The organism is Mycobacterium sp. NGS59 (assembly GCF_059812345.1).
The window spans coordinates 13230-37716 of sequence record NZ_JCALCN010000003.1 but is presented as its reverse complement, the minus strand read 5'-3'; the positions used below and the strand labels follow the sequence as shown (position 1 = coordinate 37716).

The following is a 24487-nucleotide window of genomic DNA, read 5'->3' as shown; positions in this document are numbered from 1 at the left end:
TTCGTGGTCAGCTGTATGAAGACGGCAGCGCCTCGGTGTCGGACGCCGGGTCTAGCTTGCAGCAGCGGGCTCTTGAATTCTCTGCGTGAGGTGCTGTGTGCGGTGACTGCCGACGATCGCCTTCATTGGCGTTCTGTTGCCAGCGACCCGATTGAACGACTCTCCCAGTAGTAACAGTTGGCCTGAGTCGCGAAGAACCTCGACATCCCTTGGATCGTATTCGTATGACGGAGCGTGCTTCAAGCTGGTGTAGGCGTCCCAGAACAGTTGGCTCCACATGTCCAGTTGGTGGCATTACCCCGAGACCGTGGCTAAGAGACCGAAATCACAACTACCCGTTTGAAATTCAATAGCCCACAACTGACTAGGAACATAAGGGGTAACCGAGCTTCAACTTGGGTGCGATTGCTGAACAACCGTTTTTACTCAATCGTCACGTCGAGGGGCTCGCCCATCGGGCGGCCAGGAGTCGGTACCCGACTCAAGCGGAATATTCAAGGATCGAAGCAGGATCGAAAAGAGCCGCCAATTGGCGATCGCTCCGACAAGTTCGACCAAAACCGCGTGATCGCCATTGAATGCCTTGTGGCACGCGGCCCAGTTTTCCTCGGCAATGACCCCGTCACGTACCACATCATCGGTCGCCGCCAGGACCGCACGCTCGGCATGGCCCAGACGATTGGAACTCTGCCAGTCACGCACCGCCAGAAGGTCATCCGAAGCCACACCGAGCAGCGTCGCGATTCGCCAATGCTGTGTCCACTCATATACCGACCCCGTTACCCAGCCGATGCGCATGATGATCAATTCGCGTAGCCGGGCGTCGAGCACACCGTTAAATAGCAGCGCCTCAAGCATTCCGTACAGGGCCACTGCGAGGCTCGGCTGGTGAAGTGCCACGCGAAATACTGACAGTTCTGCCATCTCTGCGGGCAGCCCACACTCGGCAGCCCGCAGCCGGGCCTGCTCAAGGTCGAGCATCGGTACGCGTTCCGTTCTCGTCACGTGTGACCTTCCTCTGTTGAAGCTCCGCATGCTGTGAGGGCGTGGGCACGAAGACGTTGTGCAGGGCCGCACTCGATTTGGCATTTTCATCTGCAAGCGAACTGAGCAGCGGCGCGAGACCAGCGAATCCGGTTGATTCTCTTGTGATCCGGTCGAACGGCCAGCGGCGCGTGGCCAGAATCTCGAGGGCTGCCCGGTAGGCGGGATACTCCACGCCGAGTGCACCGGCGATGTGTAATTCCTTATACACCAGCGTGTCTGGTTCAAAGCCGGGCGCGCCGCCTCCGCCGCGGGTGCCAGCAACCACGACCCTGCCGCCAGGCCTGGCAAGGGCGACGGCGTCGGCGAACGCGGAGGGTGCTTTGGCGGTGACATCGATGACCACGTCGGCAAGCTGTCCGCCTGTCTCACGCTGGAGCGCTGTCACTGCATCGTCCTGCGATACGTCGATGGGCAGGTCGACACCGAATGATCTGGCTATGGCCAGTCGCTGATCGTCGCGTGGACCGATGCCGGTCATCGCGACGAAAGCGGCTCCCGCCTCTTTCGCCGCCACCGCCGCGCAGATCCCGCGGATGCCCGGTCCCAGTATCGCTACGATACCCCCCGCCTTGGTGTCGGGAAGAGTTTTCCCCCATTGGATACCGGCCCCGAGAGGGTTGAACAACGTGGCGAGAACGGGGTCCATGTCTTCGGCAATCGGGAGTAGCATCGCGTCCCACGGAAGCTCCACATGGGTGGCGTATCCGCCCCATAACCCGGCGCCGATCTCCACGTCGACGAACCCGAACATGGTGGCGATGCCGTTCACCGCACATCGCCGGTATTCGCCGCGGCGACACTCCGGGCAGTCTCGGCAGGACCGGAACACCTCGACGGCCACGCGCTGGCCGGCCCGGACGCACCAGCGTTCGCTGGCCGCATTGCCGACATGTTCGACGATGCCGACGATTTCGTGACCTGGAACGAATGAGAAGCCGGCAGGCAGGTGTCCGGTGAATTGTTCGTGATCTGTACCGCATAGACCACATGCTTCAACTCGCAGGATCGCACCGCGGTCACCGACGTCGGGGATGGTCATCTGGCGCCGCTCCAGATTCCGCGGTCCGGTCAACACCATGGCCTCGGCGATCATGGAAGCTCGAATCCCGTGGACGACCCTGTGTTTCGGAGGCAAACCGTTCTGCCAACGTACATCTCGCCCGCCATCGCCTCGGCAATCTGCGGATCGTCGCTGCGTGCGACGACTCTTCGCCCGTCGGACAGGTGCGCGATGGTCGGTGTCCATCGAGGTCGCCCGTCTCGGTCGTATTCGACCGTGTACCCGTCCACTGTCGCGCGACCGGTCGCCTCGTCGACGCCTGCGACGGCCAGCCGCGATGAATCGATCGGAGTTTGTTCGTCTGCCGTGTCGATCAGTCGCCACCCGGTTGGTGGAGGGGTGGCCGACCACACACCGACCGAATGTTTCGTCGAATACCAACCGAGGCCGGTGACGACGTCGTCCCCGCGATGGGTGACTTCGCCTACGCCGACCGCCACCGGAGTACGCGCTTCTACCGACAATCGATCACTCGCTCAGGGCCACGGGCTGTTGTGAGACACGAATGCGATGGTGTCATATCTGCAGTCAAGCCACAATGGTGTGCGCCCGCGGCATACTGGCTGTTGTGTCGACGAAGTTGGTGCGATGGGGTGCCGCCGCGCCGTCAGATCGTGATTCCGCTCGCGACCGATTGCTAGATGCTGCCGAGCGGTGCCTAGAGAGTTGCGGCGTGGTAGGCACGACCATGGAGGACATCGGCAGAACAGCGGGTGTCTCCAGGGCAACGGTGTATCGCTACTTCCCTAATCGGGAGGCGGTGATGTCGGGCGTCATCATTCGCGCCGCCGAGCGCTATCTCGATCGCATCAACCCCCGGATCGCGGAGCACACCGATCTGGGCTCCGCTCTCGTCGATTTCGTGGAATACACAGTTGAGGCCGCGCGCCGCGAAGAGATCATCGGATTGTTGTTCGGCAGCGACGAGGAACTCGCCGGCGTTGGCCTCGCGGCGGGGACCTCGACGTCACTCTTCGAACTCGTCACCGAGTTTCTCCGTCCCATCTTCAGGAGACACTGGAGTTACGTAGAACCGGGCGTCTCCGTCGACGACGCCGCCGAGTGGGTTCTCCGCACGATACTGAGCCTGCTGACTGTTCGAGGACCGCGGGAGCGCAGTCGTGACGGGCTCCGGACATTTCTTTCAAGGTTTCTCCTTCCCGCAATCCTGGCGAGCGACCATTGTCGACCGATGTGACAGACAAGGCGTAATGTCTCAACCACAGCTGAGGTAGGAGGCCGGACATGTCTGTGCAGTTCACCGCGTTCAACCAGCAGGTCGCTGAACAACTGCAGAGCGCAGCAGAAACCACGGGCGGGCTGGCCGGTTACCTCGGCTTCCGGCACACTGAATTCACTGCTGGACGGCTCGTCGCGGAGATGGACGCACGCGACGACCTGAAGACGCCTTTCGGCAACTTGCATGGCGGCTGCTTGTCGGCCATGGTCGACCATTGCCTTGGAGTGGTGTTTTATCCCGTGATTCCGATGGGATCCTGGGTCGCGACGACGGAGTTCAAACTGAATTTGCTTCGTCCAGTCTCCAGCGGAACCTGTGTAGCCACGGCTGAGATCATCTCGCTGGGCAGAACCAGCGGTGTGGCACGTATCGACATCTGCAACGACGGCAGAGCGGTGTGTGCGGCGCAGGGCACCGTCACCGTCGTCGCACCGAAGGCCATCTCTTGATGTCTGCAAACAGAGCACATGATTCGTCCGCTCCTGTCGTCGAGCGCGTGCCCACGGTGGATGGGCTCTCGCTGGCGGTCGACTTCTACCGCTGTGACGGACCGCGGGCGGTCGTGTTGCTCCTTCACGGCGGTGGTCAGAGCCGGCACGCCTGGGATGTCACCGCCCAACGATTGCATCAGCGGGGCTACACCGTTGCCGCCTACGACGCAAGGGGACATGGTGACAGCGACTGGGATCCAGACGGACGCTATGACATCGAACGGCTGGGGTCCGACCTGTTGGCCGTGCGCGCGTACGCCGGCTCCGCCCGCCCAGTTGCCGCGATCGGGGCATCGTTGGGCGGTTTGACCATCCTCGGCACGCACTTGCTCGCCCCATCGGAGCTATGGCAGGCCGTCGTCCTGGTTGACATCACTCCGCGAATGCAGATGCACGGCGCCCGCCGAGTCCTATCGTTCATGTCGGCCCATCCCGAAGGTTTCGACAGCCTAGAGTCGGCCGCTGACGTGATCGCCGCCTACAACCCGCACCGCCCTCGCCCCGAAAACGTCGACGGCCTTCAAAAAGTCCTCCGCCGACGTGGAGACGGTCGCTGGGCCTGGCGATGGGATCCGGCGTTTGCGACGTCGAATTTTCAGTTCCTGCAGAGTGATTCAGACGACGGCGCAGAGGAGTTCGAGATGATGAGCGCATTCCTTGTCGATGGCGCGCGACAGGTGTCCGCGCCGGCGCTGCTGGTCCGCGGCCTGCTGTCGGACATAGTCTCCGAAGAGACAGTGAAGGATTTCCTCACCTTGGTTCCCCACGCGCAAACCGTTGACGTGTCGGGCGCGGGCCACATGGTTGCTGGCGACAACAACGACGCATTCTCGACGGCGGTCGTCGACTTTCTCGACCGTACCGTTTGACGCCAGTCGTCGGGCTGCGCGGGAGATCCCAGTTCGCCACCTATTCTGCTCGTATGCCAACTGATTCGGCGCGGATGTCGTTTCGCCGACATATCCGCGAGCAGGTCTTGAGGGCGACACGGGAACTCACCATTGAGAAGGGCTGGGAACAAGTCCGAGTGAGTGAGGTCGCCGAACTTGTCGGCGTCTCCCGACCGACGCTATACAAGGAGTTCGGCGATAAGCAGGGACTTGGTGACGCGCTCGTGGTGGCCGAGGGTCAGCGCTTCCTGGAGGGTATCCACGCCATCCTCGCCGAACACACCGGCGACGTTCAGGGCGGCATCACCGCAGCGGTGCGGTTCACCCTGCGTGAAGCAGAAGCCAGTCCGCTCCTGAAGTCGGTGCTGACGTCCAGCCACTCAGGGGATGATCGCGCCGGTGCGCCGACGACGGGCGTTCTTCCTCTCCTGCCGACATCGGCGTCCCTGCTCCAGCTCTCCTCCGCGGCTTTGGTCGCGTGGTTTCACGACCACTTCGCCGATCTCGACTCCGAAGACGTCGAGGAGGTCGCAGACGTTCTGGTGCGGCTCACCGTGAGTCACGTCGTCCTTCCCTCCGCGGACATCGCCACCACGGGTGCGCGGATCTCGCGGGTGGCGCTCCGCTACCTCGGCGTTGGCTATAGATAGCTGTGACTTGAGCGGTCTTAGCCTCGATCCACTGACAATGGACTGTTTGTCGGGGTGTCGGGATAAGGAAAGTGCGTTCTGAGCTGGGAAGATTGATATTGTTCAGGCAACAATCGGTCCAGTTCGAGAACGGCACTTCCGGCGCGAGTGTCCCACACGTTCACCCCGCGGTCCGATGTGTTCGATGAGGACATCTGGTGTCGTGCGCGGGCCTGGTGCCGGTGATGGCGCTGGCTGAGCAGGCAGGCCTATCGGAGTTGTTGGCCAACAAGATTCACATCGCAGCTCCCAGGGTCAAGTCGAGGTCGGCCAATCCGGCTCCGAAACTGGCCACCCTGATCGCGAGCATGTACGCGGGCGCGGATTACATCGATGATGTCGACCTGGTCCGCGCTGGCGGCATAAAAACCCTTTTTCCGCCGGGTGTATCCCCCGTCAACGATGGGAACGCTGTTGCGGGAGTTCACTTTCGGTTATGCCCGCCAATTGGATTCGGTGCTGGCCGAGCATCTGGCCGGCTTGTGTGACCGGGTGAATCTGCTGCCCGGCGCGCAGGCTCGGGCCTTCATCGAACACCCGGGGAGAGGCGACGCTGCAGAAAGACGCCGCAAAGGTCGGGATCTCCGGACCCGCCGGGACAGCTCAATGTGGTGAGAGCCGAAACTCGCTCGGAGAGCGGCCGGTCCATCGCTTGAAGGCGTGTGAGAAGTTGGCGAGGTCGCTGTATCCGAGATCCGTGGCGATCTCACTCACCGATAGGGATCGGTCGAGTAGCTGCAGCATCGCGCGCTCGCGCAGGAATGCTTGGCGCAACTCGCGAAAGGTGGTCTCCTCTTCGGAGAGGCGCCGCTTGAGTGTGCTGGTGGACATCGACAGCTCATGTGCGAACCAATGTTTACTTCGGCGTCCGGGCTCCTTCTGCAGCAGCCGTCTCACCTTCTCCGAGAACGACGTGGTTTCGCTCCGCTGGTCGAGAGTTCGCTGCAGATCGACGATGGCGAGTCGGTATGCGACGGGATCGGAGAACCGGCACACCTCGTTGAGCGTGTCCGCGGGAACATGGAGGAAGGACATCGGAGCGTCGAAGAACAGGCGCCCGGCGGTAAGGTCGTCCTCGCGATCTTTCAAGGCGGCGGGCGCTGGCCAACTCAAGTGGAGTGTGAGGGTCGGCGCCGCACGGACGAGCATGTCCAGCAGTCGCAACAACGCCAACCCGGCGTACGTGACGGCGAGGCAGTCCAGGGCACGATCGCTGGTGTGTCCCCAGAGCCCGACGGTGAGGCCTTGGTCATCTGGATGAAACTGTGCTTTGACAGCCGTCGTGATCAACGGCAGATAAGTCAGCAGCTCTACGATCTCGGCCACTGAGCCCGCGCTGACCAGCGGAACACTCAGCGGGCCGAAGGACGTCAACTGTGCCTGTTCGGCTAACGCAAATCCGAGCAGCGTTGCCTGATCGATGTCTAGACCGGGGTACGCCTCACGAAACCACCGTAACGGGGCCTGGATATCACGCTGAATCAGCGTCGCCTCGTCGGTTCCTTCGCGAGCCATGATGTTGCGAAGCCGCGCGACGGCGTCTGGGTCAAACGCCGGGCTCTCGAGCATTTGCACGAATGCGAGTGGGGGCACACCCGCGTCATTGGGGTTCACTGACCATGGCCCCTTTGAGCCGAAATCACAAGTTTCTGACTCCGGCGAACATAGCCGCAGCGCTCATCTGGCGCAAGACTTGTGTCAAGTAACTGAGGACACGCAAGGAGCCTGGCTATGGCAGTTGTCACATTTGTCTCCCACGGCGGCGAGAAGTATGAGGCGCCTCTCGAGGAAGGTCAGTCACTGATGCGGGTCGCGACCAACAATGCGGTGCCCGGCATCGACGGCGACTGCGGAGGCGAAGCCGCGTGCGGCACCTGCCATGTGATCGTCGATCCGCAATGGTCCGATCGGGTCGGCCTCTCCGGGGCCAATGAAGAGGAGATGCTCGCGATGAACCCCGAGCGTCAGCCGACCTCCCGGCTGTCCTGCCAGATGCAGGTCTCTGAGGCGTGGGACGGTTTGATCGTCCATCTGCCCGAGTTCCAACTGTGATGACGAAAGAGAGGTGAGACGTGAGCAATATTCGCGAGGCAGTCACTGCCAAGGCTCAGGCAACAATTCCGATGGACCGAATAATCCAGGGCGCCCACCTCTACGACAGAACGCGGCGCTGGGTCACCGGCACCAACGGTGAAAAAATCTTCATCGAGCGACCGATCCCGCCGGCTGACGAGGTTGAACTGACCGACATCGACCTTAGCAATCCTTTCCTCTATCGTCAGGGTCGCTGGAAGTCCTATTACGAGCGCCTACGCAACGAGGCTCCCGTGCACTATCAGGCCCACAGCGCGTTCGGCCCGTTCTGGTCGGTGACGCGGCATGCCGACATCGTGGCCGTCGACAAGAACCACGAGGTCTTCTCCTCCGAGCCGTTCATCGTCATCGGGAGCCCGCCGCGCTTCCTCGACATTGCGATGTTCATCGCGATGGACCCCCCAAAACACGACCGGCAACGGCAGGCTGTCCAGGGTGTGGTCGCACCGAAGAACCTGCGTGAGATGGAGGGCCTCATCCGCGAGCGGGTGGTAGACGTGCTCGACGCTCTGCCGCTTGGCGAACCGTTCAACTGGGTGCAGCACGTCTCGATCGAGCTAACCGCGCGCATGCTGGCCACGCTGCTGGACTTCCCGTTCGAGCAGCGGCGCAAGCTCGTCCAATGGTCCGATCTCGCCACCTCCATGGAGCAAGCCAACGGTGGGCCCTCGGACAACGACGAGATATTTCGCGGCATGGTCGATATGGCTAGAGGTCTCAGCGCTCACTGGCGGGACAAGGCAGCCCGGACAGCTGCCGGAGAGCTGCCCGGCTTCGATCTGATCACCATGTTGCAGAGCGACGAGAGCACCAAGGACCTGATCGATCGCCCGATGGAGTTCTTGGGCAACTTGGTATTGCTGATCGTGGGTGGCAACGATACGACCCGCAATTCCATGAGCGGTGGTGTTCTGGCGCTGAACGAGTTCCCTGACCAGTTTGAGAAGCTGAAGGCGAACCCCGAGCTGATCCCCAACATGGTCTCGGAGATCATCCGGTGGCAAACCCCGCTCGCGCATATGCGCCGGATCGCCAAGGCCGACACTGTGCTCAACGGGCAGTTCATCCGCAAGGGCGACAAGGTCCTGATGTGGTACGCCTCGGGCAACCGCGACGAGCGCGTGTTCGATCGGCCCGATGACCTGATTATCGATCGGGCCAACGCCCGTAACCACATCTCCTTCGGTTTCGGCGTGCACCGCTGTATGGGTAACCGGCTGGCCGAGATGCAGTTGCGGATCCTGTGGGAGGAGCTGCTTCCGCGGTTCGAGAACATCGAGGTCGTCGGTGAGCCCGAGTACGTGCAGTCCAACTTCGTGAGGGGGATCAGTAAGCTGATGGTCCGCCTCACCCCGAAAGGTGGCGCATGACCGTGCAGCGAGCGGTCATCGCGGGGGCCAGCCACGCGGGCACCCAGCTCGCCGCCAGTCTTCGCCGAGAAGGGTGGGACGGCGAAATCGTCCTCGTCGGCGATGAGTCGGCGTTGCCCTACCAGCGGCCCCCGCTGTCCAAGTCGTACCTGGCCGACAAATGCGAACTGGCCGAACTCGCGATCCGCAACTCGGATTTCTACGCCAAGCAGCGGATCCGACTCCTGGATGCGACGGTGGCGGCGGTCGACCGCTCGGCTGGTCATGTCGTGCTGAGTACCGGCGACGCACTGCCCTACGACAAGCTCGCGCTGTGCACTGGCGCCCGGCCTCGTCGGCTCCCCACCCCGGGAGCGGACCTGGCCGGAGTCTTCTACCTACGCACCGCCGCGGACGGCGAGATGATCCGAGAGGCCGCCGGCCCCGGGCGTCGGGCGGTGATCGTCGGCGGCGGCTACATCGGACTGGAGACAGCCGCCTCGTTGCGTGCACTGGGTCTGGAGGTCACCCTGCTCGAGGCGACCGGGCGCGTCCTTGAACGGGTCACCGCCCCGGAGGTATCGGAGTTCTTCGACCGGATCCACCGGGAGGAGGGCGTCAACATCCGGACGGGCACGCTGGTCGAGGCTCTGTCCGGCGACGGCAGGGTCCGCGAAGTAATCCTGGCCGGTGGCGAATCAATTCCCGCCGACCTCGTCATTGTCGGCATCGGCGTGGAGCCGAACACCGAGCTCGCCGCCACCGCGGGCCTGGTCGTCGACAACGGCGTCGTGATCGACGATCAGGCCCGGACTAGCGACCCCGACATCGTGGCCGCCGGGGACTGCGCCAGCCACGACATGGCCCGTTACGGCCGTCGCATCCGCCTGGAGTCCGTGCCGAGCGCGGCCGAGCAGGCCAAGGTCGCCGCCGCGACCGTCTGTGGGAAGTCCAAGAAGATAGCGGCCCTTCCATGGTTCTGGTCAGATCAATACGACCTCAAGCTCCAGATCGCCGGTCTCAACACCGGGTACGACGAGGTCGTCCTCAGCGGCGACCCGACCCGGGAGCGCGACTTCACCTGCTTCTACCTCCGTGCCGGCGAGCTTCTTGCCGCCGACTGCATCAACCGTCCCCGCGACTTCATGTTCAGCAAGCGGGTCATCACGCAGCAAGTCGCCGTCGAACGGGCCGAACTGGTGCTCGCCGGCTCGGACTGAGGTGCCGGCGGTGCGTAGGCGGTGGGAACGACGACGGCGGATGCGACGCGTGTCTTGGAGAGGTACTTCAGTGACAATTGCCATCCAGCCCCGCTGGCAAAGGAACGCTAGCGGCTGCCCGGCGGTCGCCTTGGCGCAGCGCATCAGGACCTAGTGGGGTTTCCCAACGAGCATGACGATTCTTTCCGGAGGAGCAGCGTCAGAAGTCGGTGCCTGTTCTGTTCTGTTCTGTTCTGACAATGAGGTTAGTTGAGGTTGACGGTGGCGGTATTTAGGGACGAGGACGAGGTCTATGCCTTCCTGGGCGGGATCTTTCGGCGGGGTTTGGAGAAGGAGGGTCTGGCGGACAAGCTCGCGAATTCGGGTGTGGTGTTGCGGGTGCATTACACAGATCCGGATGCGGTTGTGACGGTGGACATGCCGAACAAGGTGGTGGAGACCGGAGCGGCCAGTACCGCGGTGCCCAACGTGGAGTTGTTCATGTCGGCAGACACGGGGAACAAGTTCTGGTTGGGGAAGGTGAACTTGACGATGGCGATGGCCAAGGGAACGGTACGTGCGAAAGGTCCGGTGCCGAAGTTGATCAAGTTGATCCCGCAGGCCAAGAACCTGTTCCCCGAGTACCGGTTGATGCTGGAGAGCCAGAATCGGCAGGACCTCATCGATGCGTGACCCTCGCCTCACCGCGGGCTGTAGGGCGGGTGTGCGATGAGGAGCACGATGCAGGACGTTGCGTTGACTGTGCCCGCGATCGTGGCCCATGCTTCGGCAGTCCATGGCGATCGCGAGGTGCTGACTGCGCGCGGACCCCGGCAGATCTCTGGGGTGTCCTATCGCGAGGTGGGTGAGCGTGCGGCACGGTTGGCAAATGCTTTGCGCCAGATCGGCATCCGTGGAGATGAGCGTGTCGCGACGCTGCAATGGAGCAACCAGGAGCATCTGGACTGTTACGCGGCGGTGCCGTCGATGGGCGCGGTGCTGCATACGTTGAACCTGCGGCTGCCGCCGGAACAGCTGACGTGGATCGCCAATCATGCCGAGGATCGGGTGATCATCGTCGACAGTACGGTGCTTGCCCTTTTGGCGGCGGCGTTGCCGTCGATGACCTCGGTGCGCACGGTGCTAGTGACCGGAACCGGCGATCTTGCCGCGGTCGAGGGGTGCGGAAAGGACGTCCTACGGTACGACGATGTGGTGGCCGCCCAGTCGAGTACGTTCGAGTGGCCCGATGTCGATGAGCGGTCGGCTGCAGCGATGTGCTATACGAGCGGTACCACCGGGCACCCGAAAGGTGTTGTCTACAGCCATCGTTCGACGTGGTTGCACTCTCAGGCGGCGTGCACCTCGAATGCCTTGGGCATCGGTCATGACGACACGGTGTTGGCGATCGTTCCGATGTTCCACGCCAACGCGTGGGGGTTGCCGTATGCGGCGATGATGGCCGGCGCGCAGCTTCTGCTGCCTGACCGTTTCCTGCAGGCGGGGCCTTTGGTGGAGATGATCGAGGCGGTGCGGCCGACGATGGCGGGGGCGGTGCCGACAATCTGGACCGATGTTCTGCATTACTTGCGCGACAATCCTGGCCATGACGTGAGTTCGCTGAAGATGGTGGCCTGCGGTGGTTCGGCGGTTCCGCGGTCGTTGATGACCGCCTATGACGAGCTGGGCATCCGCATTGTGCAGGCTTGGGGGATGACTGAGACTTCCCCGCTGGCCTCGGTCGCTCTGCCGCGGAGTTCTGATACCCCGGAGAGGTCGCTTCACCTGCGCGCAACCCAAGGCCGGGTGGTGGCCGGTGTGCAGGCCCGCATCGTCGATGACAGCGGTGCAGAACAACCGTGGGACGGAAAATCGGTGGGGGAGATTCAAGTCCGCGGCCCGTGGATCACTCAGTCGTATTACGAGAATGACAGTCCGGCGGCGTCGCCGGACGGGTGGTTGCGTACCGGGGACGTCGGGACGATCAGCGCGGACGCGCTCATCGCGCTGACCGACCGCTCCAAGGATGTCATCAAGTCCGGGGGCGAATGGATCTCCTCGGTGGAATTGGAGAACGAGTTGGCCGCTCACCCTGCGGTGCGCACCGCCACGGTGATTGGAGTGCCCGACGACAAGTGGCAGGAACGGCCGCTGGCGGTGGTCGTCCTGGCTGCCGCCCGCACCGCCACCGCGGCGGAGCTGACCGAATTTCTGCGTGCGCGGGTGGCCAAGTGGTGGCTACCGGAACGGTGGGCGTTCGTCACCGACATTCCGCTGACTTCCACTGGCAAGTTCGACAAGAAGAAGCTGCGCCGCCAGTTCGCCGACGGTGACCTCATCATCGAGACGCTGGCGTGAATCATCAATCCACTGCGACCGAAACACTGACGTTAAGGAGACACACATGAAGACACGTGCTGCAGTGCTGTGGGGCCTAGGAGAAAAGTGGGAAGTCGAGGACATCGAGTTGGATCCTCCCGGCCCCGATGAAGTGCTCGTCCAGCTGACCGCGACCGGGTTGTGCCATTCCGACGAACACCTCGTGACCGGCGACCTGCCCATTCCGCTGCCCGTCGTCGGTGGCCACGAGGGTGCCGGCACCGTGGTCGAAGTGGGTGCGGGTGTCGAGAACGTCGCCGAGGGCGATTCGGTGATCCTGACGTTCCTGCCGTCGTGCGGGCACTGTTCCTATTGCGCGCGGGGGATGGGGAACATGTGCGACTTGGGTGCCGCGCTCATGATGGGACCCCAGATCGACGGCACTTACCGTTTCCATGCCAGGGGTGAGGACGTCGGCCAGATGTGCCTGCTGGGCACGTTCTCGGAATACACCGTGGTCCCCAAGGCGTCTCTGGTCAAAATCGACCAGGGGACACCGCTGGACAAGGCGGCGTTGATCGGGTGTGGTGTGACGACCGGGTACGGGTCGGCGGTGCGCACCGGTGAGGTGCGTGCCGGGGATACCGTGGCGGTGATCGGAGCCGGTGGCATCGGCATGAATGCGATTCAGGGTGCCCGCATCGCGGGCGCGTTGAACATCGTGGCTGTCGATCCGGTGGCGTTCAAGCGTGAACAAGCCGGCGGTTTCGGTGCGACGCATGCCGTTGCCACGATCGACGAGGCCTGGTCACTGATCAGTGACATCACCCGCGGCAAACTCGCCGATGTCTGCGTCTTGACCACCGATGTCGCCGAAGGGTCCTACATCGGCGAGGCGCTGTCCTTGGTCGGTAAACGCGGCCGTGTGGTCGTTACCGCGATCGGGCACCCCGAAGACACCTCGATGTCGGGTTCACTGCTGGAATTGACGCTGTATGAAAAGCAGATCCGCGGCGCTCTGTACGGTTCTTCGAACGCCGCCCACGACATCCCGCGGCTCGTCGAGCTCTACAACGCCGGACACCTCAAGCTGGATGAGCTGATCACCCGTGAGTACACCCTCGATCAGATCAACGAAGGCTACGCGGATATGCGATCGGGCCGCAACATCCGAGGACTCATCCGATTCTGATAAAGCAGCCGAAGCGCGGGAGCGCGACCACGGGAGCAAGCGAGCTGAGTACAACGGTTGAGTGCTGCGCGTCTGTGGCTCTTACCGTTGACGTGTTGATGCAGGACTAGCGATCGAAAGTCAATGTGCCCCATCGCCATAGGCTGTCGAGATGCGCGGCTGAGGTTGGCTGCGGTCACGCGTGTTGGTGTTGGCACCTACTGTCAGCCGGGAAGCCGTGATGAAACGTAGCTTTTGACGAGTCTCAACAGTGCTACTGACAAGGAAGGAAGCGGCGATGACGAGGATTCAAGTTCCCTATCCCCATAGGAGGGGAGGGCACTGTGGTTCCGGTGCGCTTCGTGACCTTACTGAATGGGCCCAACTCGGATGGGGGACAGAAGCACTCAGTGAAGGATTGGTCTTCACCCTCGGCGGAGTCTTGGACTTCTCGTACGTCCGCTCTACGCAGTTGTTCCCCCAGGTGTACCTGGTAGGACGAGGAAGCGACCTGGAACAGGATTACCTCTCCCGGGTTGGCGCAAAGTTCGTCGTGCGATCGACCGATGACCCGGACGTGGGATGGGCATTTGTGACCGACGAAATCGACAAAGGTCGACCCGTCATGGTCTGGGCTGACATCGGCGAACTTCCTTACCTGCGCGTCCGATTGCACATGAGCCGTCACGACATTGTCATCACCGGATACGATGACGAACAACGGGTCGCCTATGTGGTCGATAATGACCGCGAGACAACCCAGACGGTGGCCTACGACGACCTACGCCGGGCGCGGTCCTCGGTCGGGTTTCCCACACCTACCCGGCACACCACATATCACGTCGACTGGCCAGAGCGAGTGCCAGACCTTGGGCCGATCGCGGCCGCTGCACTCGCCGCGAGCGCAGCGTTCATGCGCGGCGGTGCCGTAGGTGCGCCGCTACTGCGCATCGAGGCAGCTGAAGTCGAATCTTCCGGTTTGAAGGGTGTGCAGGACTTCGCCGATGACGTAGGGCATTGGCCAACGCTGTTCGATGACGATGCCCTGACCGCGGCATTGTTCGGGCTCGGGGCGTTCATCGAGAAAGCCGGTACCGGCGGCGGGCTCTTTCGTACGCTGCAGGCAGACGGTTGCCAGAACATCGCCGATCTCCTAGATGACGCCGCCACTGCCGAAGCGGCTGCCGCGGCCCGACATGCTTCCAAAGCGTGGTCTACGCTTGCGGCCGCAGCCACGGATGCCGGCACATCGCTACGGAGTCGTAGTCTAGCTGCGGCCAAAGTCGCCGCGACGATCCCGGACGCCGAAACGCGCCTCGTCGAAGCCCTCGAAACGGCCAGTCGATCCGTTGGCACTGTCGATACCGGCATCGAAGCTCATCTGAAAGGCTATCTGTGAGTGGCACTTCAAATCAATCGAGTTTCCTGAAGACTACTGGTTTCTCGATTGGCAGCATGACGATGTTCAGCGCTTCGCCCAGAACGCGGTCGGTGACGTTCGTGACCCTTGTGCAGAAGGCGAGGTTGACCGTCACCGCTGTGGGGGACAGGATTTGGTATGACCCCTATAGCACCGACGACGACCCCGAGCATTATCGGGCGAGCTATGCGGCGACAGCGTCGAGGGCGTATTGCGGGGCAGGACCAAATGGCTGATAGTGACGGAACTGGAAGGTGTACCGCAGCGATGATCTCGGCGGGCTAACGAGTCCTTTACATACTGTCTTCGGGCGATCAGCCCAGCCGACGTCGGCGCAGTTCTTCAGTCGCATGGTGGTCCATGCACTGCGTGGTCCTATTTAGGAGGATTTCGTCATCGACGAGCAAGCGGAAGAAGATTCGGCCATCGCGTGGTGGCATAACTTTCAGAATCGTGTTATCGCCGCCGACGGCGACTACCTCGATGCGCACCATCCGTGGTGCCTTGGTTGCGGCACAGACAATCCGCACGGTCATCGCCTGCGAGCGCGTCGGCGTGGCGACGGGGTGGGCGCCAGGCATATCTTCGACGGCCGACATCGCGGCGCACCCGGGATCGCACATGGCGGCGCAGTCATGACGGTTCTTGACGACACGGTGGGCATGCTGCTCTACGTCGTCGGTGAGATGGCCGTCACCCGTAAGCTCGACACCGAGTTCTTCGCGCCGGTATTGCTGGGGGTTCCCTACGAGGTCAGCGCGGAGCTCGTGTCCAGAACCGGCCGGAAACTCGAAGTGCGGACAGAATTGCGCGAGGAAGCCACCGGCCAGCTGGTCGCGTCCGCGTCCGGGTTATTCGTCGTCGTCACGCTGGATCACTTCACTAGCTCCATACAGAAGGCGTCGTCAATACGCTGCACTGCGCGACCACCCTGGGAAGGATGACTCAACCCGTAAATCTGCTCATTTTTCAACCGGCGCAGGCTGCTCAGGATTGAACCGGGGCCGACAGGGGGTTTGCTAAGCAAACGCGTACTCGACCACATCGTGGTGTACCAGCCTTCGGTAGCGTGACGCCGCAGCGTGTCGGCGAAAATACCGCCGGTCTCATCTGTTGTGGCCCGCCGGGGAGTTGATATCGACCTGGATGTGCGAAGCGGCCGGGTCAGGTTTCTGGCCGAGGGTATACAGGCCAAGACTGCCGAGAAAACCCGCACAATGCTCGATAAGCACTTCGGTCGATAGGTTTAGTTGTCCGTCTATCCAGCGACGGAGAATCTCGAACAGGCCCCCGACACCGTAGGTAGCGGCGAGATCTGCGACCTGAATCACCTCGCTGGGTATATCGAGATGCAGGCGGGCCTCTCTGAGGACGAGCTCCGCAAATTCGGACATCAGTTCGCTTCGCAGCTGCCGAAGCAGGGGTTCAGCGCCCGATTCGACAAACAATATGCGGGCCATGCTGGGATCGTTCTCGATCATCTGAACCAGGGCCTTTATCGGAGCGTAAGCGAGTTCTTGAGGAGCAACGGTGTCATCCGGTATCGCCTTGGTGATCACGGCTTGGAAGGTGGTGGAGATCTTGGTGAACATCGCACGCAGGAGCGCGTCTCTGTCGCGAAACTGCTGGTAGAAGTACCGGCTCGTCACTCCTGACTCCGTACACACAGCGGTCACGGTGCACGCGGCGGCTCCCTGCTTGCCCATGAGCGCGACCGCGGCGTCAATCAGCAGTGCGCGGCGCTGCGCATCGCGTTGAGTTGCGGACAGCCCGCCATAAACACGTGCTGGACTCATGCCCTACATTCTGGCAGTCTCATGTGACAAGGCCTAAAGTCAGATCACGCAACGGAGGAAGGACCCCGTCAAGATGCCGGAAGATCGAGCCTCGACCAAGAGCCGTGTATTGCCAAAACCCCGGCGCGTTCGTTTCCCCATGCCCACCTCCACGAAGCGGCGACACTTCGTGGATGGCGACCTGGTGATGAGCCATTTCATCTCGGTGCTTTCTGCGACCTTCCCGGAAGGGGAAGACTTCTTCATCCGCTCGGTCAAGTATTTCCAGAGTTCCATCGACGATCCCCAATTGCTGACAGCGGTCAAGGGTTTCATCGGGCAAGAGGCCACACACCGACACCAGCATCGGCTCCTCAACGAACGGCTCCAGGCCATGGGTTATCCGACCGCGCGGATCGACCGCCACGTCGCACGCCTGATCAAGCGATTGGAGCGGCGCTTTTCGCCAGAAATGCGGCTGTCGATGACCTCTGCATTGGAGCACTACACCGCGACGCTCGCTGAAATCATTCTCACCAGCGATGACGCGCAGAAGCTCATCGGACAGACAGAGGTTCGACCGATTCTGCTGTGGCATGCGTTCGAGGAGTCGGAGCACAAAGCCGTCGCCTTCGACGCCTATCGGCTGATTGGAGGCACCGAGCGCACCCGCGTACGGGGCATGCGGATCGCCTCTGCAATTCTGTTCGGCGAACTCATTCTGCAGACTGCGCTGTCGATGGCCTCTGACAAGGCCTCGTATAACCCGGTCACGTTGGTGCGTAGCCTACGTCGCTTCAGTCGCACCCCGATGTTCACCGCCGATGCGCTGCAGCGATTCCGTTCGTACAACCGCCCCGGCTTCCACCCTGATGATTGGGACAGCACCGCGGTCCTGGAGCGATGGAGCAAGGAACTGTTCGACCAAGACGGCTCACAGAAGGTCATCGCTCAGCCGGGGTAGCAAAAGTGCGTGAGGAGGGCGACGCAGAAAGACACTGTTTCTGCGTCGTTCCTCCAAACAATCGACAGCGCGCCTGTCGTCACGGATTGGATGCCCGGTGGCGGGTCAAGGCGACAGTCATACAGACAAGTGCAGTCGGCCTCGAAACTCACGGAAAGGTTAAGCCTCAGCCGCTGACGACGTAGCGTTGAGCCAAGGTTTCAGCCAGTCGGCTCGTGTGCGCGACCACTTCCTTTTCGGTCACCGCGAGCAAACCGGAGTGCCAGGCCGTGATGACTTCGACGAACCCCCCCACCGCAACCAAAGTGTCCATACGAAGGGCCGTCTCGTCGGCGTCTTCTCTGAGATGTGGCCGGCTTGCCTCGACGACCAACTGCGTTGCCTCCTGCAGCGCCACAGCGCGGCGATCTTGCAGCGGTGAGCTACCTACATGCTGAGCGAGGAGGATGTGCGCCCGGCCAGGATCGCGTGCGATCCGGTCGACCACGATGGCGATCGCCGCGGTGATGGTTTCGATCGGCGGCCGATCCACACGCTCGTCGAAGAGCGCGGAAACCTCGCCGAGCATGTCATTGCGAACGCCATCCCACGCTGCGACGAGAAGATCCTCGCGCGTCTTGAAGTCCTCGTAGAAGTATCGATCGTTGAGCCCTGTCCGGGCGCACACGCCGCGCATAGTCACTGCGGCCCAACCGCTCTCACTCCAAATCTCGGTCGCAGCCTCGATCAATTGCTGCCGTCGCTCTGCTCGACGCTCAGCACCGGTCCGACCACCCCAGCGCGTGTTTCTCGACCGCACATCAAACATCTTGACAAAACGTCGGGCTCACGACCAAACTGGTGGCATGCGACACCAATGGTGGCTGATGCCCCCAAATCAATGGTCTCCCGCACCGGAAATCAGTGTCGCGATCCGAAAGGCAAGCAGATGAGGTTCTTGCCGTTCGGTAGTTCACCAGGTAGAACCCACCGCGCCCACGCAGTAGTCACAGGCGCAGGGAGCGGTATCGGCCGCGCGTTCGCCGTTGAGCTTGCACGCCGAGGTGGACGTGTTGTGTGTGCGGACAAAGACCCCATCACTGCGAAAGAGTCGGCCGAGTTGGTGAGGCAGGCCGGCGGCGAGGGTTTCGACGTCGTATGCGACGTCACCGACCTTGAGCAGGTCCGTAACCTCGCTGATGCCAGTGAAGACTGGTTTGGCAAGGCGGCGAGCCTGGTGATCAACAACGCCGGAATCGGTGCGGGCGGCAATCGCATCGGCGCTACGTCGGTCGAGGACTGGAACGCTGCGATTTCTGTCAACCTTTGGGGTGTTATCTACGGGTGCGAGACTTTCGTTCCCCGGCTCCGGAGCAACGGCCGTGGCGGAGTGATCAATGTGGCGTCCGCCGCGAGTTTCGGCTCGGCGCCCCGAATGGGGGCATACAACGTGAGTAAGGCCGGAGTGCTCGCTCTGTCCGAGACCTTGGCGGCCGAACTGAGCGGTACTAACGTCAATGTCACAGTGCTTTGCCCCACCTTCGTCAAGACGAACATCGCCAAAAATCCTCAGATTGAGGAGTCGGCGGCGAAACTCGCGACCAACCTGATGAGGTGGACCGGCATTTCGCCGGATCAAGTGGCTCGAACGACCTTGAACGCGCACGATCGCGGACAAATCTATGTAGTGCCCCAACTGGACGCGAAAATTTTGTGGCAACTGAAAAGAGCTTTACCCGGTCAGTTTACGCGGGCGTTGGGGCTGGTGGAGCGCGTGGCCTCATGGAACGATCCAGCCGAACAGAGGGAGCAGTGAAATGGCGTTCGCATATAGCGACATGCTCGAGACGATCAAGAACAAGCAATGGGCTCTCGCCGATATCGATTGGGGCGCCCCTGGTGCGGAGTTGATCACCGACGAACAGCGTCCCAAACTCAAGCAATTCATGTCCGACGTGGTGTGGATTGAGCATGTCGGAGCGCGCGCCTTTGCTGCGATGGCCCCGAAGGCGCCCTTCGAAGCGCTCGGAGACATTTACCGTTACTTTCACGCCGAGGAGCAGCGTCACGCCAACGCCGAACTTGCTCTGATGCGTCGCTGGGGCATGATCGAGGAAGGCGAAAAGCCTGTACCGAATAAGAACATCCGTCTCGTGATCGAGTGGCTAGATCGGTACGCTGAGGCTCTTCCTCTGACTGTCATCGGCGCCGCGATTCCCGCACTGGAGACCGCGCTGGACGGGGCCCTGCTGAAATTTCTCCTTGATGAGGTCGACGACCCAATTTGCGGGGAAGTATTCAATAAGGTCAACAGCGACGAATCGCGGCACCTTGCAGTAGGTTTTCAAGTCCTGAATGACCTCGGCGCCAGTCCCATGCGAATCCATGCAATCCAAACGGTCGGCGCTGTGATGGACCCCCGTATTCTCACTGGCGCGTTGCTGTATATACCGCTTCTCACGCGCATGTTGATGAATCTCAACGCGATGGGGCTATCCGAAGAGAAGCTGTACAACGCGGTGACGCGATATGGCAATGTCGGGGACCGCAGTGAGCACACGCGGAGGGTGCCTGGATATCACATCTTGAAGGCCCACATGTCCTCCTCGATCAAGCGGTCCCAACCCCTTCACTTCGTTTCCCAGCGCTTAGGCAATGCGATCGACATCTTCCCCGTGCAAGTACTCGGGCGACCGCCTTCATGGACGGATGAACTGACCTATGAACCGGTCGCTAAATGACGGACACGGTAACGACTTTGATCGTCGGCGCCGGCTTCGCGGGTATCGGTACGGCGATGAGAATGCTTCAAGCGGGCGTTAACGACTTTGTCATCTTGGAGCGATCACATCGCGTCGGGGGCACCTGGCGTGACAACACTTACCCCGGCGCCGCCTGCGACATTCCGTCATTGCTGTACTCCTACTCGTTCGAGCCGAACCCAGGCTGGACTCGCGCATACTCGGGGAGCGCAGAGATCCTCGCCTATATCGACGCGATTGTCGCGAAATACGATCTTGGGAGGTTCATTCATTTCGGTGCGGACGTGAGTGCACTGGAATTCGACGAGGATGCCGGAGAGTGGGTTGTCGACACGACCGGCGGCAGGCGGTATCGGGGCCGTTCAGTCGTGATGGCTAGCGGACCACTTGCTGACGCCAGTTTCCCGGATATTCGTGGCATCGAGTCGTACGAGGGGAAAAAGATTCACAGTGCTCGGTGGGACCACTCCTATGACATGAGCGGTAAGAGGGTGGCGGTTATCGGGACCGGGGCGAGCGCTGTGCAGATCGTTCCCGAATTGGTCCAGTTGGCGGCGTCGGTCAAGGTGTTTCAGAGGACGCCCGGCTGGGTCCTACCGAGGGTGAATTTCCGGCATCCGGCCTGGGCGCGTTCGACTTTCAAGCGCATGCCGGCAACCGAACAGGCCCTACGAGGTGCGTGGTTTTGGGCGCATGAGGTCATGGCCGTGGGCATGGTTTGGGATACCGCTGCCACATCTGTCATCCAAGCGGCCGCGAAGGCGAATCTGCGTCGGCAGGTGAAGGATACCTGGTTGAGACGTCAGCTAACACCGCAGTTCAGACCTGGGTGCAAACGCATGCTTATGACTAACGACTATTACCCTGCTCTCCAGGCCGATAACTGCAAACTCGTCAGCTGGCCGATCGCCACACTGGCTCCGAACGGAATTCGAACCGCCGACGGCATCGAGCATGAGGTGGACTGCATAGTATTCGCGACAGGCTTCGATGTGTGTAAACGCGGTACGCCATTTCCGATCCTGGGGCGCGACGGGCGAAAACTCGAAGACGCGTGGTCTGAGGGGAGATTTGCCTACAAGAGCGTGAGTGTGGCCGGGTATCCGAATTTGTTCTTCACTTTCGGGCCTAATTCCGGTCCTGGCCACAACTCCGCTCTTCTATATATGGAGGCGGCAATCGATTACATCGTAAAAGCGATCGAGCTCTTGCGCGACCAAGGTAACGGAGTCCATACCCTGGATGTGAAAGAGAATAGCCAAAACGCGTACCACTCCAATATTCAGCGGCGGTTACGACGCACGACATGGAACTCGGGTTGCAGCAGCTGGTATTTAACAGAGGATGGCTATAACGGCACGATGTATCCGGGCTTTGCGACTCAGTTCACCAGGGAACTGTCCCGTCTGGATATGCGGGATTACGATATCACTCGGCGTGACGATGCTGACCTGAAGTTGACACAAACACGCTGAACTGCAGCAGCGGATAGGGTAAACATCAAAGCGCACGTGAGGAAGTAATGGGTTCTGAGTCTGGGCAGCACTACGAAATTGTAATAGTCGGAGCCGGGTTTTCTGGGATTGGTACAGCGATCAGCCTGTTGAAGGCCGGATTTGCGGACTTTCTTATAGTCGATGACGCCGATGGCGTCGGCGGTACATGGCACTGGAATACGTATCCGGGAATAGCGGTCGATATTCCGTCCTATAGTTACCAGTTCTCTTATGAGATGCGAACATCCTGGTCACGTACTTACGCTCACGGGGATGAGTTGAAGGCTTATGCAGAGCGGTGTGTAGAAAAATACGGACTCCAAAATTACATCCGGTTCAACACGACTGTGGACGAAGCCTGTTTCGACGAAGGCGCCGCACTATGGCGGCTGAGCTGCTCCTCTGGTCAGAATCTGACCGCGCGTTTTGTGATAAATTGCTCTGGCGTTCTCAGTCGGCCGAAGTGGCCTGATATTCCAGGAGTGCGCGACTTCGCCGGCGTGACGCTGCATACGGCCAGATGGGACCATACGAAAGATCTCACCGGTAAGCGGGTGGCGGTGATCGGGACTGGGGCATCTGCGGTGCAGCTGATTCCCGAAGTCGCGAAGATCGCATCAAGTCTGACGGTCTTCCAGCGAACGCCGATTTACTGCTTGCCGAAGCCGGATTTCTCCATACCGAGCTGGGCCGCGACAGTGATGCGGTTGGTGCCAGGGGCACAACTGATGACGCGCACTGCGAGTCAGGCGTTCGTCGAGTTCACATTTCCCATCGCAGCTCATTTTCACTCGTTGATCCCTGTGTCGGACCTCATGGAAGAGGCGGCGAAACGCTATATGCGTCGGGCGGTCGACGATCCGGTGACTCGAGACCAACTCATTCCTCGCTATTCGTTGGGTTGTAAGCGACCGAGTTTCCACAATTCCTATCTCGCAACGTACAACCGTCGCAATGTTTCGCTCGAGACCAGCGGCATCACCCATGTCGACCATGCCTCGGTTCACACTGAAGATGGCAAGAGTTATCCGATCGATGTCATGGTCTTGGCCACCGGGTTCAAAGTGATGGAGTCGGGCAATATGCCGACTTATGTGCTGAAGGGACGCGGTGGAGTGGAGCAGTCTGCCTGGTGGGATGAGCACCGCCTCCAAGCCTTCGAGGGTGTGAGCGTCCCAGGGTTCCCGAATCACTTCAATATCTTCGGTCCCTATGGTTACAACGGCTCCTCGTACTTCACACTCATCGAGGCGCAAAGTCGGCATATCGTCCGCTGTCTTCGTCGTGCGCGCACGCTGAAGGCTGATTACGTAGAGGTCAGACAGCAGGCGAACGATCGCTACTTCGGTGACATGGTTAGCCGCCGACATCGACAGGTTTTCTGGCAGCCGAGCTGTTCCAATGCCAACAGTTACTATTTCGACAAACACGGCGATGTTCCGTTGCGTCCGTCAACTACCCTGGAGACTTACTGGCGTAGCCGCACCTTCCGGCTCTCCGATTACCGATTTGAACGTCGCGCAGAATCCGTTGGCGCACGGTGACCAACACTGATGCGGCGGACCGGCGCCCCAGTCTTGCAAGTCATTTCGTGGCAATGACTTCGCGAAACACACTGCGTCCGCTGTCGCAACTCATCCCGTCGAGCGCCCACGGCCTCGCGGTGATGGATCGCGTACTCCGGATGGCGCTTGTGGGATCGCGGCCCCGCCGAAGCGTGGCGGTTCGCACAATAGATACCGAGTTCGCCGGGAATCAGATACGCGGGGATTGGATCACTTCTCCTGCAGTCGATCCACACGCGGTTCCGTTGCTCTACATTCATGGCGGCGCCTACTCCATGTGCTCACCGGCTACCCACCGCGGCCTGCTCGGTGAACTTGCCTCCGCGAGCGGTCGGCCCATCTTTGCGGTGAGGTATCGGCTAGCTCCACGCTATCCCTTTCCCGCTGCCGCCGACGATGCACTGAACGCATACCGCTGGCTCGTCACAGGGCAGCCTTCGGCTTCCGGCGAACGCGGTGTTGCGGTGGCCGGGGACTCGGCGGGCGGCCAGCTCACGATGGCCACCGCCCTTGGCGCACGTAGTGACGGACTGCCGCTGCCGGATTCGATGCTTCTCATGTCTCCGGTCCTGGATCTGACATGTGAACTCGCGAGGGCACGCGAACTTCGCCGCCGTGATCCTTTCGCCTCTGCTCGGTCCGCGGCCCGCGCTCTTGACCTGTACGTGGCTGGTGCAGATCACCGCAATGAGCGAATCAGCGTGCTCGACGCAGACCTCAGGTCCATGCCACCGATCCTGATTCAGGTAGGCGGAAGAGAAATGTTGATCGATGACTCGAGGCATCTTGCCGACCGCCTCCGATCGGCCGGATCAAGCGTTGAGATACAGGTGTACCGGGGACAGATCCACGTGTTCCAAGCCATGTTCCGAATCCTGCCCGAGGCTCGTGAGGCGATCCACCGCGCTGGAAACTTCCTGAAAGCTTCGGCCCACCGGTGAAAGTGTTGGGACCGTGGATGCTCCACTGCCACCGCG

General features: G+C 61.3%; 24 protein-coding genes and 2 pseudogenes. 19 read left to right on the top strand and 7 right to left on the bottom strand.

The genetic code is table 11. From position 1 onward, the window contains the following. Positions 1 to 426 precede the first annotated feature (426 nt). The 3 genes and pseudogenes from AC5Y46_RS05290 to AC5Y46_RS05280 form a co-directional block, all read right to left on the bottom strand. Entirely contained in the window at positions 427 to 1005 is a 579-nt protein-coding gene (locus AC5Y46_RS05290) for a carboxymuconolactone decarboxylase family protein (RefSeq protein ID WP_012394838.1), read from the bottom strand. After that, on the bottom strand, positions 968 to 2140 hold the full coding sequence (locus AC5Y46_RS05285; RefSeq protein WP_012394837.1) for a zinc-dependent alcohol dehydrogenase: 1173 nt from the start codon (positions 2138 to 2140) through the stop codon (positions 968 to 970). The genes AC5Y46_RS05290 and AC5Y46_RS05285 overlap by 38 nt, the downstream gene beginning before the upstream one ends. Then, positions 2137 to 2505, bottom strand: a pseudogene (locus AC5Y46_RS05280) (TLP1 C-terminal extension domain-containing protein); the annotation flags it as partial. The gene AC5Y46_RS05285 and the pseudogene AC5Y46_RS05280, both read right to left, overlap by 4 nt. Before the next feature lie 275 nt (positions 2506 to 2780). Between AC5Y46_RS05280 and AC5Y46_RS05275 the strand changes: the two are divergent. The 5 genes and pseudogenes from AC5Y46_RS05275 to AC5Y46_RS05255 all read left to right on the top strand — a co-directional run. Further along, positions 2781 to 3305: a TetR/AcrR family transcriptional regulator gene (locus AC5Y46_RS05275; protein ID WP_008256180.1), complete on the top strand. Its 525-nt coding sequence runs from the start codon at positions 2781 to 2783 to the stop codon at positions 3303 to 3305. A gap of 53 nt (positions 3306 to 3358) precedes the next feature. Beyond that, entirely contained in the window at positions 3359 to 3796 is a 438-nt protein-coding gene (locus AC5Y46_RS05270) for a PaaI family thioesterase (RefSeq protein ID WP_041325313.1), read from the top strand. Then, complete coding sequence (locus AC5Y46_RS05265) at positions 3796 to 4707, top strand: alpha/beta fold hydrolase (protein WP_012394833.1); 912 nt, start codon at positions 3796 to 3798, stop codon at positions 4705 to 4707. Before AC5Y46_RS05270 ends, AC5Y46_RS05265 begins: the two co-directional genes overlap by 1 nt. A 92-nt stretch (positions 4708 to 4799) precedes the next feature. Continuing rightward, positions 4800 to 5378, top strand: coding sequence for a TetR/AcrR family transcriptional regulator (locus tag AC5Y46_RS05260; protein WP_172827193.1), 579 nt, complete (start codon positions 4800 to 4802; stop codon positions 5376 to 5378). 147 nt (positions 5379 to 5525) lie between these two features. Continuing rightward, positions 5526 to 5951, top strand: a pseudogene (locus AC5Y46_RS05255) (IS1380 family transposase); the annotation flags it as partial. A gap of 69 nt (positions 5952 to 6020) precedes the next feature. On the opposite strand, the gene AC5Y46_RS05250 reads toward AC5Y46_RS05255, so the two are convergent. Then, positions 6021 to 6986: a helix-turn-helix transcriptional regulator gene (locus AC5Y46_RS05250; RefSeq protein ID WP_046188922.1), complete on the bottom strand. Its 966-nt coding sequence runs from the start codon at positions 6984 to 6986 to the stop codon at positions 6021 to 6023. Positions 6987 to 7148: 162 nt separating this feature from the next. Here AC5Y46_RS05250 and AC5Y46_RS05245 point away from each other — a divergent pair, with 162 nt between their 5' ends. From AC5Y46_RS05245 to AC5Y46_RS05215, 7 genes are all read left to right on the top strand, one after another. Then, a complete protein-coding gene (locus AC5Y46_RS05245; protein ID WP_012394830.1) occupies positions 7149 to 7469 on the top strand; it encodes a 2Fe-2S iron-sulfur cluster-binding protein in 321 nt (106 codons plus the stop codon). 71 nt (positions 7470 to 7540) lie between these two features. Then, the gene (locus tag AC5Y46_RS05240; RefSeq protein WP_046188902.1) at positions 7541 to 8881 is read left to right on the top strand and encodes a cytochrome P450; all 1341 of its coding nucleotides are present in this window, start codon (positions 7541 to 7543) and stop codon (positions 8879 to 8881) included. Continuing rightward, a complete protein-coding gene (locus AC5Y46_RS05235; RefSeq protein WP_012394828.1) occupies positions 8878 to 10080 on the top strand; it encodes an NAD(P)/FAD-dependent oxidoreductase in 1203 nt (400 codons plus the stop codon). Before AC5Y46_RS05240 ends, AC5Y46_RS05235 begins: the two co-directional genes overlap by 4 nt. A gap of 261 nt (positions 10081 to 10341) precedes the next feature. Continuing rightward, positions 10342 to 10752 carry an SCP2 sterol-binding domain-containing protein gene (locus AC5Y46_RS05230; protein ID WP_016889191.1) on the top strand — a complete coding sequence of 137 codons (411 nt, stop codon included), beginning with the start codon at positions 10342 to 10344 and terminating at the stop codon, positions 10750 to 10752. Between the two features lie 48 nt (positions 10753 to 10800). Beyond that, on the top strand, positions 10801 to 12417 hold the full coding sequence (locus tag AC5Y46_RS05225; protein ID WP_081283115.1) for a fatty acid--CoA ligase: 1617 nt from the start codon (positions 10801 to 10803) through the stop codon (positions 12415 to 12417). Positions 12418 to 12463: 46 nt separating this feature from the next. Then, the gene (locus AC5Y46_RS05220; protein ID WP_012394825.1) at positions 12464 to 13570 is read left to right on the top strand and encodes an NDMA-dependent alcohol dehydrogenase; all 1107 of its coding nucleotides are present in this window, start codon (positions 12464 to 12466) and stop codon (positions 13568 to 13570) included. A gap of 277 nt (positions 13571 to 13847) precedes the next feature. Beyond that, on the top strand, positions 13848 to 14948 hold the full coding sequence (locus tag AC5Y46_RS05215; RefSeq protein ID WP_042789224.1) for a BtrH N-terminal domain-containing protein: 1101 nt from the start codon (positions 13848 to 13850) through the stop codon (positions 14946 to 14948). A gap of 335 nt (positions 14949 to 15283) precedes the next feature. On the opposite strand, the gene AC5Y46_RS05210 is transcribed toward AC5Y46_RS05215, so the two are convergent. Then, a complete protein-coding gene (locus tag AC5Y46_RS05210; protein WP_012394823.1) occupies positions 15284 to 15568 on the bottom strand; it encodes a hypothetical protein in 285 nt (94 codons plus the stop codon). Between AC5Y46_RS05210 and AC5Y46_RS05205 the strand changes: the two genes are divergently transcribed. Beyond that, the gene (locus tag AC5Y46_RS05205) at positions 15536 to 15913 is read left to right on the top strand and encodes a PaaI family thioesterase (protein WP_016889187.1); all 378 of its coding nucleotides are present in this window, start codon (positions 15536 to 15538) and stop codon (positions 15911 to 15913) included. The two genes, AC5Y46_RS05210 and AC5Y46_RS05205, sit on opposite strands and share 33 nt — an antisense overlap. Before the next feature lie 162 nt (positions 15914 to 16075). On the opposite strand, the gene AC5Y46_RS05200 is transcribed toward AC5Y46_RS05205, so the two are convergent. Beyond that, positions 16076 to 16765: a TetR/AcrR family transcriptional regulator gene (locus AC5Y46_RS05200; RefSeq protein ID WP_012394821.1), complete on the bottom strand. Its 690-nt coding sequence runs from the start codon at positions 16763 to 16765 to the stop codon at positions 16076 to 16078. A gap of 73 nt (positions 16766 to 16838) precedes the next feature. Between AC5Y46_RS05200 and AC5Y46_RS05195 the strand changes: the two genes are divergently transcribed. Beyond that, positions 16839 to 17708, top strand: a complete 870-nt coding sequence (locus AC5Y46_RS05195; protein WP_012394820.1) for a metal-dependent hydrolase — start codon at positions 16839 to 16841, stop codon at positions 17706 to 17708. Between the two features lie 166 nt (positions 17709 to 17874). Here AC5Y46_RS05195 and AC5Y46_RS05190 read toward each other — a convergent pair whose 3' ends face one another. Further along, entirely contained in the window at positions 17875 to 18507 is a 633-nt protein-coding gene (locus AC5Y46_RS05190) for a TetR/AcrR family transcriptional regulator (RefSeq protein WP_074319847.1), read from the bottom strand. A gap of 129 nt (positions 18508 to 18636) precedes the next feature. Here AC5Y46_RS05190 and AC5Y46_RS05185 point away from each other — a divergent pair, with 129 nt between their 5' ends. The 5 genes from AC5Y46_RS05185 to AC5Y46_RS05165 are packed head-to-tail and all read left to right on the top strand — an operon-like array spanning position 18637 to position 24451. Then, on the top strand, positions 18637 to 19503 hold the full coding sequence (locus AC5Y46_RS05185) for an SDR family NAD(P)-dependent oxidoreductase (protein ID WP_012394818.1): 867 nt from the start codon (positions 18637 to 18639) through the stop codon (positions 19501 to 19503). A 1-nt stretch (position 19504) separates the two neighbouring features. Beyond that, the gene (locus tag AC5Y46_RS05180; protein WP_012394817.1) at positions 19505 to 20428 is read left to right on the top strand and encodes a hypothetical protein; all 924 of its coding nucleotides are present in this window, start codon (positions 19505 to 19507) and stop codon (positions 20426 to 20428) included. Then, positions 20425 to 21924: a flavin-containing monooxygenase gene (locus AC5Y46_RS05175; RefSeq protein WP_012394816.1), complete on the top strand. Its 1500-nt coding sequence runs from the start codon at positions 20425 to 20427 to the stop codon at positions 21922 to 21924. Before AC5Y46_RS05180 ends, AC5Y46_RS05175 begins: the two co-directional genes overlap by 4 nt. Positions 21925 to 21971: 47 nt before the next feature. Further along, on the top strand, positions 21972 to 23489 hold the full coding sequence (locus AC5Y46_RS05170; protein ID WP_012394815.1) for a flavin-containing monooxygenase: 1518 nt from the start codon (positions 21972 to 21974) through the stop codon (positions 23487 to 23489). Then, on the top strand, positions 23486 to 24451 hold the full coding sequence (locus AC5Y46_RS05165; RefSeq protein ID WP_012394814.1) for an alpha/beta hydrolase: 966 nt from the start codon (positions 23486 to 23488) through the stop codon (positions 24449 to 24451). Before AC5Y46_RS05170 ends, AC5Y46_RS05165 begins: the two co-directional genes overlap by 4 nt. The last annotated feature ends 36 nt before the right edge of the window (positions 24452 to 24487 follow it).